Genomic DNA, 12,342 nt, shown 5'->3' on the forward strand with positions numbered 1-12,342 from the left:
TTTCCACGCGTCGGAATCGTTCTCGAGCGTGACGGTGGCGCTATAGACGGTGTACGGAGTGATCTCACCGCTGGTGTGTTGCACGGTCTGCGAAATGGTCACGGCCACCGTGGCGGTATTCCCGTCGACGGCGGGGTTGCCGTCCGGTTGTACGACGGCGGTGATCGTATCTCCGCTTCGTGCCCAGGCTTTCCATTCGGGTAGCGGTTTTGGTGCGACTGTCGGCGGCTGCGCGGCCGCGGTGGCCATCGCCCCGGTCAGGTGGTCTTGTTGACTGTGCAGGGCGTCCCACGATGAGTCTTGGACCGTCGGTTGCCAGGTGAACACACTCGACATCACGGCGGTCGCGACATCGGCGGGTTCGGTACCGATCGGGTCGATGGCGTAGCCCGCGTCGGTGCCAGGTTGCTCGGGGGCGTCGGTACCGCCGCCGAAGATCAGCACGACGATGATCGCAACCCCGGCGGCGGCGAGGACGCCGAGGCCGATCAATACAGTCAAAGCTCGCCGGGTCACAGGTCGGCTCCGTTGCTCGCTGGAGCTGTCTGATCGTCGGGTTGAAGCTGTCCGAGTGCGTGCGCTTTGGCAAGCATGACCGTCCACTGTGCCAGTGCATCGGCGACGGCAATTGCGTTGGCGGTGCCGGTGGTCGGGCTGCTCTCTCGCTCGACGACGTAGCCAGTGCTGTCGACGAGGAAGGCGTCCCAGCCGCCGTCGTAGATGCGGTCGAGGAACGGTACGATCTGCCGATCGGTGAGGTCGTCGATCAGTTCGTCGCTGAATCCGCAGTCCAGCAGCCACCCGCGGGCTTCGAGCAGCTGCTCCGGAGCCGGGTGCTCAAGGTCACGTCCAGGTGTCGTCATGTGGTTCTCCTTTGGTGTGGCTGTCAGCGGGCGAGGTCGTAGTTGGCTGCGGTTGCGGTGATGGTGGTGACGTAGTTCTGGGTCTCCGAATACGGCGGTATGCCGCCGAACTGCTGGACCGCCCCTGGTCCGGCGTTGTATCCGGCGAGCATGAGCTCGATCGGGTCGCCGGTGATGGAGCCGGATTCGATACCTGGTCGGAGAGTGGCGGCGACGGCGCAGTTGTAGCGGCCTTGCGCCATCACGGCATCACCGATGTCGTTGGGGTCGCCCTCCCCGGCTGCTCCGATGACGACGCCGTTGTCGTCGACGGGGAAGCCGTACGCGGCCCAAATGCCGGGCAGGAACTGCCCGTACCCTTCGGCCCCGGATGAGCTGGTCAGGCCGGGTGTGAAGCCGGATTCCTGCTTGAGCTGGGCGGCGAGTACGGCCGGGGACAGTTCGCGGCATTGCGCGGAGGAGACGGTGAGCCAGGGTTCGAACTCCGGTGGTATCTGGCCTGCGGCGAGGCTGGCGTGATCGCCGAGTCCGGCACCGGGTGCGGTGGTGCAGGTCCCAGCCGCCTCGGGTGCGGTTCCGGTGCCGCCGGGAACGGGGCCGTAGATCTGTCCAGGTGTCGGCGTTCCATGGCCGACGGTGGTGACGTGGACGTGGTCGTAGTGGTTCTCGGTGGGAGATCCCCTGTCTTCCATGGTGTTCGGTTCACCTTGGGAGGGGATGTACTGCTGCCGCCAGATCATGTATTCGATCTGCAGCTGGTCGCGGTTGACCCACAACCAGTCCTTGACCTGGTCGCCGAGGGTCTTGCCTTCTTCGGAGGACCAGTTGTCGATCATGATGTCCGCCGCGCGGCCCGAGGGGTGGTCGTCGAAGCCTTCGCCGTCGGCTCGCCACCCGCCGATGGTGGTGATCTGCGGGAACTTCGCGTGCACAGCGCGGGCAACCCGCACGGTGTCGACCTGGAAGTGCTCTTCGGAGCCGACAGTGGCGGGTAGCGCGGCCATTTCCGCGGATCCGCCAGTGGGTGCGGGCGTGGTCGGGGTGCTCGTCGACGGAGACGGCAGCGGGCTCTGGCCGGTCTGGCCGGTGCCGGGATCGGCGGCCGCAGCGTAGAAGGGCCCCGGGTCGATCGCGTTGCCCGGTGCCCAGCCGCCGGGGTGGTACTCGAAGTGCAGATGCGCGCCGGTCGACTGACCGTTGTTGCCGACGTCTCCGATGTGCTGTCCGGCGGTGATGCGATCGCCTGCCTGGACCAGAACGCCGTCGGGGAACATGTGCCCGTATACCGTCGACACGGTCTGTCCGCCGATGTTGTGGTCGAGGACGATCCACATCCCGAACCCGTCGGCGGGTCCGGCTTTGGAGACGATGCCGTCGGCGTAGGCGTAGATCGGGGTGCCGACCGGGGCGGCGAGGTCCATGCCGTTGTGGTTGGTGCCCCACCTCTGACCGAACGGACTCGACAAAGTCGATTCGGTGGTCTTGACCGGTTTGGCGAACGACCCGGCGGGGACACCACCTGCCGCTGAGGAGGTTCCGCGCCCGGGCACGCAATTGGTGGGTACTTCTTCTCGCACACCGGTGGTGACGAACAGAACCACGAACAGCGACAGCGCGAGCACCACCGCGAGGGCGATCGCGCCGCCCTTCTTCACAGCGCCGCCGCCCCGAACGACCCCGAGCCGAGCGTTCCGGTGCCGAAGGACTGCGCGGTCAGCGAACGCGGTGCGGCTGCGGCGAGCCGTTCACTGAGAGTCCGGTTTTCGCGGCGTAAGCGCTCGTTCTCGGCTTCAGCGGCGCGCAGGCGTGCAGTCATTTCGTCGGCGGCCGGGGACCGGGAGGAGCCGAATTCCTGTTTGATCCACCGCGCCACGGTGTTCTCGTGTGCCCCGATCGAGACTGCCAACGCAGCAACGCATTCCGAACGCGAGGAGTAGTTGTGCCGCGATTTCTCGTATTCACCGATCGCCCACGACCGAGTCTCGGCAGGGTACTCGGCGCGAGGATGCTCGCGTGGAGTGTCGGCGCTTGTCATCGTGCGCCGGCCATCTCGGCGTCCTCGCCGTAGTAGGCGTCGTCCCCATAGACGTTCGTGCTGCATGGGGCGTGGTGCCCGTCGGCGAAGTACTCGGCGAAGCGGGCGTTGGTGTCGTGGACGCCGGTGTCGTATTCGACGTCGGTGAGCACGGTTTGGATGGGAATGCCAGGGGTATTGTCCTTGGCGACCTTGATCAAGAACTTTCCGCGTCCGATCGGGGCACGGACCGTGCGCCGTTCGGACCCGCGCAGCGCCGCACCGCGAGACCAAGAGGTGACCATAGCCGCTTCGGCGGCAGTGAACTTCAATTCTCCGGAGAGGCGTTCGACCTCACCGATCGGTAAGCCACCGCAGACGACCATCCCGGCGCGGTCGATGAACCCTTTCGCTGTCTTGATGTCGGCTTCGGTGGGCAGCGTCTCCAGGTCGCGTCCGGTGTGAGTGATCATCAGCAAACCCGTTGCGTCCGTACGGTTCAACCTCGTTATTTCGTTGACGCGAGCGACCATGCCGGGGCCTGCGCCGATGACCTGCCACAGCTCGTCCAAAGCCATCAGGAACAGGCGTTGGCGGTCCAGTCCTGCGTCGGCGAGCAGGTGCGCAGCTTCCACGGTGCCGTAGGCGTCTGCCCAGCAAGAGAGCATCACGGCGGCTTTGAGGGTGGTGTCGCCGCGGTCGAGGGACGAGACATCGATGCAGATCATCGGAGCGTCGAGATCGATCGGTTCGGTGGTGTGGTCGGCGAAGATGTCGCCGAGCGGGCCGGAGGTCAGTGCGCCCAGTGCCTGCATCAACTCGGTGACAGCGTCGCGGTAGCCGTCGCGGTCGGTCTTGTAGGCGGCTTGGAGCATGTCGGGTGATCCGGTGTCGATGCGGGCGTAGAGGTCTTTGAGCAGCGGCGGATGCTCGTAAGAGAACCCGCCGTCCGTATACAGCTCACGCAGGGCGATGCCGATCAGGGAGTTCTCGAAGGCCTCCACCGAATGGGTGTCGTAGCGGATCAGCTCGACCAGGGCGCAGACCGCGTTGATCTGGCGAGTGGAGATGGTGATGGTCGCGACGTTGATCAGCTCGTCGAGTTCGGCGATCCGTACCGGGTCTGTGGCGTCTCGGCGGGCGGCGATCGCGCGGACCACGGCTTGTCCGAGTGCCCCGGCGGCGAGGGGGTTGAGATGTCCGCCGCCGTGGCCGAGGGTGATGACCTGCCCACCGAGTAACCGGGTGAGCTTGACGTATTCGCCTTTGATGTCGCCGGCGACGATCGGGGTCTGACCCCACCCGCACGCGCCGAGGAGGATCTTACGGATCAGCGTCGATTTCCCCAGACCGGGGAGGGAGAGGACGAACATCGACGGGTTGCCGATGAGCTTGTCGCGGAAGTACGCGAACGGATCGCACGAGACTGCGTTGCCGGTGATGGCGTGCTGACCGACGATCGTGCCTGCCGAGGGTGCGGCCGCGCCGATCGCCCACGGATTGAGCCCGCACATCTGCACGGACGTCGCTTCGTATTCGATCGGGGCCGGAACAGTCGTCATCCGGCCACCTCCGGCGCCTTTGAGGCCGCGCGCACTGCTGGACAACGCTGCGCGCCACCACGGGTCCCCAGCGGCCTCGTGGACAGCCTGGTCAGCCTCTGGGTGATCGTTACGCCACCGCGCTAGTCCTATGCCGCGCCGTGAATACTGGTAAGGCTCTTCGGCGTCGCCGATGGCGACGGCGGCGGCGAGCTCGGCGTAGTCGGTGTCGCCGATGATCCACCGCACGAACGCCGACGGCCGCGCAGCGTCGGTGTCGAAGTACAGGTCGCTGTCGCTGTATCCCTGGTCGGGTCGGTCATCGGTCATGGTCATCGGTACGTCTCTTTCTTAACGCAGGGTGGGCCGGGGCGGACGTGCAGCTCTAGCTGCGGCGCACCAGGATCGAGGTGGAGATCTGATCGGGCAGCAGCACTCCGACGCCGAGACCAGCGGCGAACGCAGCATCTTGGAAAGCGAACGCGCGCCGCAGCCGCAGACGGGAACGGGCGGCGAGCGATTCGGTGACGGCGGCGGCGTTGGCAATCTCGTCGACCGATCCGACGGTGATGGTCAGCAGCGCCGAATAGCGTTCGAATCCGGCTCCGGAGACCATTTCGCGGCGGGCCTGCTCGGCGATCTCGTGCCGCTTTTCCGATCCTGCGGAGGTGATCTTGTTGCCGCGAGAGTTGATCGCGTGCAGGGCGTCGCGGTGCTGTTTGTCGACCTTCTTCGCTGCGTCGCCGGCGGTGTAGGGGCGGTAAACCAACGTCAGCCGTTTGCGGGGCAGGTCGTCGTGGGGTTGCAACAGGGGTTTGAGGACGGTGTCGGTGAACACCGACTCCGGGGGTGCGGCCATCTCCCAGACGACGGAGACGCCGCCGTCGTGGCGGTAGTGACCCCATTCGGTCTTCGCCCGTCCCGGCCCGGCGTCGTCCCAGTCGACGCCGTGCTCTTCGCCGGAGATTTCCAGTTCCTCGAAGTCGTTCTCGGTCGAGGGGTTGTAGGAGCGGTGTACGGCCGCGGTGATCTCGGCGGCGGTCATCGGCTGGGCATCGATCCCGGCACCGGAGAGCGACTCGTACAGATCCGGGAGGCGTCGGGCCAGTTCGGTGGCCATCTCTTCGGGGTCTTTTTGCCGCTCTCGGGTGGTGGCGCGGAAGGTGATTGCCAGGCGCGCGAGGGTGCGGTGGCGTCCCGAGGGCATCCGGATCGCTGATTGTTCGACGAATGTCGCGGCCAGTGGCGGTGCGGTGGGGACGAGTTCGTGTTCGGCGCGGCGGGCCAAACGCAAGCCGGTGGCGGGAATGTTCTCCACGGTCACGACAGCGCCGACGATGTCTCCGGGGAGGCCGAGGTCGGCGAGGTAGACGCCCCAGTCGGCGGTGTAGAGGTCTTTGTCGCGCTGGATGATCGCTTCGTCGCCGCCGGGGAGGGCGTCGAAGATGACGGTGTAGCGGTGGTTGTCGGGGTTGTGGATCATGCCGAATTCGTTGCCGTGGCGGTCTATTCCGATGTAGATCTTGGTGCGGGCGAGCAGGCCGGGGAGTTTGTAGCGTCCGCCGGGGATCCGCGAGTGCGGTCCGGCGTGGTATTCGGTGGACTTGTCGATGCGTTTGCGCCAGTTCCATTGCACAGCGAGTTGTCCTGTCTCGTAGAGGGTTCGGCCGTTCGGCGCGATGACCAGAGGGGTGAGGATGAGTACGCCGACACCCATCAGTGCCAGGCCGACGACGACGTGGACGAAGATCAGGACTGCGAACGACACCGCAAAAAACCCTGCGCCGTAGGCGATGATCTTCGTCGGCAACCCGAACGCGAAGGTCGACTGCGGCCGGTTTCCTGCGGAGTAGATCGGCGGTTCGTAGGGGGCCTCGATGGTCTGGCTCATCGTGGCCCTGCTAGGTCGGGCGTGAGGCGGGCGCCGTTACCGAGGACGATGACGGTCTGTTGGCGCTGGTGTGCGGTGAGGGTGAATCGCGACGGAGGTGCGTTGTGCTTTCGCCACACGGTCAGTGATGCTCGCAAGCACCACCATTGCGCTGCGGTCAGCCGCTCGATCCGTAGTCGTGCAGCGGTGGGAGTGACAGAGTGGTTCATCGTTGTATCCGTCCGTGGTAGTTGCCGACTGCGCCTTCGGCGGCGGAGCCGAGGGTGCTCGAGGCCGAACCGGCGGTTCGGCCGACGGTGCCTGCGGCTCGTAGTGCTCCTGCTGCGCCCCGCATGGCTGTCGAGGTGCCGGTGCGCCCGGCTGACCCAACGGCCGAGCCGACCCGGCGGGCTGCGCCCATCGGTCCGGACGATGCGCCCGCATGCGAGGTACTCGATCCGCCGGTGTAGCGACCTTGAAGGCCTGCCGGCGGGCGTGCTCCGGTACCGGCGGCACCGGATGATCCGGCCTTACCGCCGGCTGCGGATCCGCCGACGGAGTTCGCCGCTGCACCGAGTGCACGGGATGCGGCCGTGCCCGCGCCGCCCATCGCCGCGCCACCTGCGGCACCGAGCATTCCGACCTCGCGGCCACCGGCAGAGATGGTGTCCGCTGCGGGTGCAACGATCTTGATCAGGGTCGGCAGGCAGAATCCGATGACGGCCAGCAGGATCGAACCGATGATGACGGTCGCGATCTGATCCGAGCTCGACGCCGACGACGCCCAGAACGCGAACAGGTACAGGAGCGTCGCGACCGGTTTGAACAGCAAAGCGCCGAGGGTGAAGGCGATCATCGACTTGTAGGAGCCGCGTCCGGTGCCGGTCGCGGACGCGGCGGCGGCGATGGGGATCACTGCGACGACGACGCATAGCACAGCTTCGCGGATGAGCAGGGCAATGAGTTGGGCGACGGAGCCGAGGAAGGCGAACCCGGCGCAGGCGAGCGCGAGGATCGGGCCGAGGCCGGTCTTGTCGTCGAAGGCGGTGATGGCGGTGATCTTCTCGTCGAGATTGCCGCCGACGAACTTCTCCAAAGCGTAGGAGGAGGCGATGTCCCCGCCCTGATGGAACATCAGCACCAGTACCGGGAGCAGTGAGACCGTGACGACGGTGCGGACCAGCATGTTCGCGGTCTCGGTGGCCCCTTCCATGACCGCTTGTTTGCGGGCGACGGCGAGTTTGGTCATGGCGATCACGATCGAGGCGAACAGCGCGACGACGGTGAACCCGGAGATGATGTTGCGGAGCCCGGACATGGCGTTCTCGGCCGCCAGGCCGGGTATGCCCGAGGACATCCAGAACGTCATCACCGATCGGAATGCTTGGGTGTTGCCTTCCATCACCGATTTGGCGAAGTCACCGACCGGGTCACCCCAGAACGCCGACAGTGTGGAGTCGACGGCGGTGGAGAAGGCATCGCCGGGATGATCGGTGAATGCGTTGTCCAGGCACAGTGCCTCGTCTATGAAGCCGCCCACCGCAGTTCCGTCGAGTGCATCGTTGAGCCAACCGTCACCGAGAACCGGCGAGCCTTCGGCAACGCATTCGCGGCGTTGCTGCTGAAAGTCGTTGCCGTCGGCGTCGGGGTTGATCTGCTCGGTGAGATTCGGTGCTGGGGACGGTGTCGGATCTTGGGCGTGGGCGAGACCACTGGCTCCGACGACGGCAATCAATGAAAGCAGGGCGATGACTACAGCGCGGGCGGCCAAGGCCGCTGTGCGGGTCACAGTGCCCACCGGGTGAAACCGTCGAGCGAGCTGTACGGGCCGCCAGTAGTGGCGCCGTCGAGTTTGCTGACCTTCCACGTACCCTGATCCCAGACCATGTTCAAGCGCAGGCCGGTGTATGTCGGGTTTTGCATGCGTTGGCCGGTGTCGTCGACGTCGCGGATCTGAGCGAGCTCGACCACGGCGAAACTGTCTGTGCAGGAGAGAATTTTGAACGCCATCGGTGCCCGAAGCGCGACGGTCTCGGTGTTCACCGGTTTCGCGAGTTCCGCTTCCTTCTTCTCTTGGCTACCGATCTCCTCGTCGGGGATCAAGGAGAGTTTCTCGGTCGCTTCGACGGCCACCGGTCCTCCTGCGAGTCCGCGTGGGAGGAAGTTCGCTGCGGCCAGGGCCGCGCCCTGTGGAGTGCGGGTGTATCCGGCGAGGACCAGGCCGTCGATGTACGACGGGCCATCTGTCTTGGAATACAGAGTGGCCACGCCGAAATTGCGTTGGATCATCATCGCCTCGGGCGAGGTGACCGGGGCACCGTCGCTGGTGCATTCGACCCGAGGTCCGATCGGATCGCTTTGCGGTAGGGGCCATCCGGCGGGGTTGTTGGGGATCATGACCGTGCGACCCGAGAGGTCCGCGTCCGGAATTCTGAATCCTGGAGCGCCGGTGGTGAGTTCCGAGTCGGTCGCGGTGGGAGGTGCAGTCGTCGATGGGACTGTGTCGGTCGTCTGCGCAAGGTCGTCGTCGTTCATGTTGGGAATGACGAAGACGATCGCGCCGACAACCGCGACGACGACGAAGACGGCGAGACCGATCAGCAGTTTGCGTGTCAGCGCGCTCATGAGTTCTGCTCCAAAGTGGTGTAGCCGTCGAGGGAGTCCAGCTCGACGGCGTCGATGTTCTCCTGCGCGGTGGGCAGGACGATGCGCCAGTCGTCAGCAATCCATTGCAGAGCAACGGGATAGGAATACAGCTGGTCGTCGATGCCGAGAGTTTGCGCCACCGACACCGCAGCCGAGAGCGGGTCGTGGCGATAGTCGGTGACCTCGAAGCCGACGAACTTCGGGGCCGCGTCAGCCGGGACCGATCCGGAGACGGTGACGGAGGTACGTGCAGCTGCGAATTCGTCGCGGCCGGGTCCGGGTGCGGTGACGGTGTTGACCACCTCCGGCCACGTGCGGTCGTCCGCGACGGCGAGTGATGTCTGACCGATGATGGCGGCCAGGACAGCGCCTTGCGGGGTCTGGGAGTATCCGCTGCGGCGCACCGACGTGCCTGTTTCAGGTCCGTCGACTGGCGATGTCGGCACCGATACTCCTGCGATCTCGCGCCAGGTCAGCTCGGCTGGGGCGGAGCGCAGGTCCGGTGCCGGCGTGTGCGCCCCGATGGCCGGGTCGCCGTCGCTGTCGGATCCGCACGCTGCGAGAACGAGGACGGTCGCCGCGGTTGCGGCGATCCGGAGTGTGCGCGAGAGGGTCATCAGGGGATGCCTTTCGGTTGAATGCGCTGGTTCGGGTGCAGAGGGTCCGGACTCAGGCGAGGACGGCTTTGGCGATGCCGGATGCGGAACCGATGAGGGCGGCGCAGATCAGGATGCGGGCCAGGGTCGCGTCCTCGACCATCTGTGTTCCAGTGGATTTACGTTGGTTGACGAACACCGCCCCACAGACCATCAGCGCAGCGACGCACGTGACGATGGCAAAGCCCAGCAACCACGACAGACCGGTCATGATCGGCTCCCACACTTCGGTGGGCCAGTCCACCGGTGAGATCGGGGGCTGAGAGAGAATGGTGGTCATAGGGCGAGCAGATTGACCAGACCCGCGGCGGAGCCGATGAGGATCGAACCGGCCAGGCCTCCCACGAGTTTGCCGGTGGAGTTGCCGCCTCCGCCTGTGATCTTCTCGTAGACAAGCATCGAACCGCAGATCATCAGCCCGGCAACAGACGCTGTAATGCAGAGTCCCATCAGCCAGGACATCAGCAAGTTGATCTTCTCTCCCGCCTCTCCTGTGGGAAGGGTGGGATCGACGCCGCCGATATCCTGTGCGAGAAACGTGGTCGTCGACGCGGTAAGCGTGGTGATCATGGTGTTCTCCTTCTTGCGGGTGGGAAACTAACGGCCTGCTGCGATGCGAGCGGCGATGAAGATTTCTCGTCCGATCGCGGCGAGGTCGGGGTGCGGAGCAGTCGTGGAGGGGGCGGGTGCCCGCATCCGCCCCGGCGGTGGAGGGTCGGGCTCGGCCGGGCTCCAGGTGGCGAGTTCGTTCTGGTTGTGGGTGCGCAGATCGTCGATGTAGGGGATCCGCCAGACCGCCGGGGCTGCGGAGGCAATGACGTCGGCGCGTCTGCGCAGTGTCTTCGGGAGCGGGCCCGGTGCGTCGGGAACTAGAACCAACCCGAGGAGGATGCAGCCGCCGGTCAGTCCTGCGGCCGATTGCAGGAGCAGATCGTGGGCGGCGGCGAGTCCGTCGCGGTCGGTGCGGCAGACGACGACGACGTTGCTGTGCCGGTCTGCAGCGGGCCAGCCCCTGCGGGCGTCGCCCGCAGGGGCCCAGATCTGGGCGAGTGTGCCTGCGCCGGAGCGCCCGTGAGCGGCGAGGAGCCACATCACGGGCGGGCGACCGTGGACCGAGACCGGGGTGTCGTGGATCGGTGCGCGACGTGCGGGAGGCGGTATCCGCAGCCCGGCCGGTGCGGCCGACGGTTCCTCGTCTCGGTAGTAGTCACGGTGCTCTGCTGGGTGTGCGGCCATCTCGGGCGCACCTCCTTCTCCGGCGTTCGCGGTCACCGAGTGGTGGTCGGTGAGACGGTCGTAGGTACTGCTGCGGGCACCTGCGAGGTCGTGGTGGCGGCCGCTGCGGTCGTCGGCGCGGTCTCGGTGGCCCCGATCGCTGCATGGGCGGCGAGGATGCTCCCGGCGCTGCGGACGGTGTCGGTGGTGGCGAACAACGCCGCACCCTGTGTGATCACTGCTCCGACCTTGTCGGCGAGGCTCTGATCGCCGGTGAGGTCGGCGGCGAGTGCGACGATCCACCGCACGGTCAGCTCGACAGGGGTTTCACCCTGAGATCCGACCGGGACACTGTCATAGGAGCCATGTTTGGTGGCGGTGTTCCAATACGAGGTGTCGGTGACGAGCTGCGCGAGCCCGGCGTTCTCGTCGATGGTGTTCGACACTTCCTTGAACGCGACGTCGACGGCCGAGTCGATCGTCGCCGGAGGCACAAGCTTGACCGCAGACGAGAGAACCTTGGTCGCGAGTATGCCGAGAGCTGCGGGAGGGTTGGTCAGCCCGACAGTGGCGAGCTGGCCGATTGTCTCGGGGGTAATGACGTCCTTCGCGACGGTGATCGCCGCCCCGATGGCCATGCCGGCGATCTTGGTGACCGCACCGACCGCCTCGTCGATCATCTCGTCGGTAGAGGTGGCGGAGGGGTCGGAGTACTTCGCCATCTTCGACAGCACCGTCTCCGGTGCCGAGCTGACCTCGAATCGACCTGCCTTGGAGTCGAAGTCGATGTTGTCCCTGATCACCGACGCACCGGTCATCAGTGCGGTGCGCCCGACAGCGGCGCTCACGTCGGTGAGGATCCGGACGGGATCGCGGGTGTCCATCGAGGACTGACCGGCGATGGAAGCAACGAGCTTCGCGGCAGGAGCATCGATAGGGGTGTCGCACGCCAGATCGCCTGCAGTGCAGTACGAGGCGACCCGGTCGGAGACCGCTCCGAATCCGGCGATCTTCGGTGTCGGTGCGATACCGCCACCTGCGGGTGCCGCTGCGGCGACGGCCGGGGCGAGGGAGATGGTGTCCACTGCTGCGCCGTCGGTTCCCGGTGCCGGGGCGGGGCTCGATCCACCGCCGGCGATGACGTCTTCACCTTCGGCGCGGGTGGGATCGGAGAACAAGGCCGCGCCGGCGAAGTGGTCGGCGTCGACCGGTCCGGTTCCGGCACCGATTTCGCGGGCGACCTGGGACGCGACCTCGCCGCCTTGGGAGTAGCCGGAGAGGAAGACTTTGGTGCCAGGGCAGCGTGCTGCGATGTCGGAGATCATGGTGGTGGTGTTCTCGACACCGATATCGACCGACTGGGCGTAGGGAACGGAGCTGCGATCGCCTGGCTTGCCGCCGAACGATGCCGGGTAGGCGACGTAGCTGCGGTCGAGAGCGGGGTCCTCGCCGGAGTTCGCATCGCGCATCGCAGGGACGGTCAGCCGGGAGAAGAAACCGGAATCGGCGTCGGGTGAGGAGTTCTCGTCGATCTCGG

General features: G+C 66.2%; 14 protein-coding genes. All 14 read right to left on the reverse strand.

Annotated features, from left to right (window positions below; genetic code table 11):
• Positions 1–516: hypothetical protein (locus A2J03_RS11755; RefSeq protein ID WP_068373786.1), on the reverse strand; the 516-nt coding region annotated here is incomplete at its 3' end.
• Positions 513–863: a hypothetical protein gene (locus A2J03_RS11760; protein WP_068373789.1), complete on the reverse strand. Its 351-nt coding sequence runs from the start codon at positions 861–863 to the stop codon at positions 513–515. The genes A2J03_RS11755 and A2J03_RS11760, both read right to left, overlap by 4 nt.
• A gap of 23 nt (positions 864–886) precedes the next feature.
• Entirely contained in the window at positions 887–2,518 is a 1,632-nt protein-coding gene (locus A2J03_RS31880) for a peptidoglycan DD-metalloendopeptidase family protein (RefSeq protein WP_068373791.1), read from the reverse strand.
• Positions 2,515–2,898 carry a transposase gene (locus A2J03_RS11770; RefSeq protein ID WP_068373794.1) on the reverse strand — a complete coding sequence of 128 codons (384 nt, stop codon included), beginning with the start codon at positions 2,896–2,898 and terminating at the stop codon, positions 2,515–2,517. Before A2J03_RS11770 ends, A2J03_RS31880 begins: the two co-directional genes overlap by 4 nt.
• Positions 2,895–4,754, reverse strand: a complete 1,860-nt coding sequence (locus A2J03_RS11775; protein ID WP_068373795.1) for an ATP/GTP-binding protein — start codon at positions 4,752–4,754, stop codon at positions 2,895–2,897. The genes A2J03_RS11770 and A2J03_RS11775 overlap by 4 nt, the downstream gene beginning before the upstream one ends.
• Positions 4,755–4,803: 49 nt before the next feature.
• Positions 4,804–6,309: an SCO6880 family protein gene (locus A2J03_RS11780; RefSeq protein WP_068373796.1), complete on the reverse strand. Its 1,506-nt coding sequence runs from the start codon at positions 6,307–6,309 to the stop codon at positions 4,804–4,806.
• Positions 6,306–6,518 carry a hypothetical protein gene (locus A2J03_RS11785; RefSeq protein ID WP_068373797.1) on the reverse strand — a complete coding sequence of 71 codons (213 nt, stop codon included), beginning with the start codon at positions 6,516–6,518 and terminating at the stop codon, positions 6,306–6,308. Before A2J03_RS11785 ends, A2J03_RS11780 begins: the two co-directional genes overlap by 4 nt.
• Positions 6,515–8,077, reverse strand: a complete 1,563-nt coding sequence (locus tag A2J03_RS11790; protein ID WP_156520339.1) for a hypothetical protein — start codon at positions 8,075–8,077, stop codon at positions 6,515–6,517. The genes A2J03_RS11785 and A2J03_RS11790 overlap by 4 nt, the downstream gene beginning before the upstream one ends.
• A complete protein-coding gene (locus A2J03_RS11795; protein WP_068373803.1) occupies positions 8,074–8,913 on the reverse strand; it encodes a hypothetical protein in 840 nt (279 codons plus the stop codon). Before A2J03_RS11795 ends, A2J03_RS11790 begins: the two co-directional genes overlap by 4 nt.
• Entirely contained in the window at positions 8,910–9,551 is a 642-nt protein-coding gene (locus tag A2J03_RS11800) for a hypothetical protein (RefSeq protein WP_068373805.1), read from the reverse strand. Before A2J03_RS11800 ends, A2J03_RS11795 begins: the two co-directional genes overlap by 4 nt.
• Before the next feature lie 52 nt (positions 9,552–9,603).
• The gene (locus A2J03_RS11805) at positions 9,604–9,870 is read right to left on the reverse strand and encodes a hypothetical protein (protein ID WP_068373808.1); all 267 of its coding nucleotides are present in this window, start codon (positions 9,868–9,870) and stop codon (positions 9,604–9,606) included.
• A complete protein-coding gene (locus tag A2J03_RS11810) occupies positions 9,867–10,160 on the reverse strand; it encodes a hypothetical protein (protein WP_068373811.1) in 294 nt (97 codons plus the stop codon). Before A2J03_RS11810 ends, A2J03_RS11805 begins: the two co-directional genes overlap by 4 nt.
• 27 nt (positions 10,161–10,187) lie before the next feature.
• Positions 10,188–10,826: a DUF6668 family protein gene (locus A2J03_RS11815; RefSeq protein WP_068373814.1), complete on the reverse strand. Its 639-nt coding sequence runs from the start codon at positions 10,824–10,826 to the stop codon at positions 10,188–10,190.
• Positions 10,827–10,858: 32 nt separating this feature from the next.
• Positions 10,859–12,342 (reverse strand): cutinase family protein (locus A2J03_RS11820; RefSeq protein WP_082897779.1); only part of this gene is annotated, 1,484 nt, incomplete at its 5' end.

The organism is Rhodococcus sp. EPR-157 (assembly GCF_001647195.1).
Taxonomy (GTDB): Bacteria; Actinomycetota; Actinomycetes; order Mycobacteriales; family Mycobacteriaceae; genus Rhodococcoides.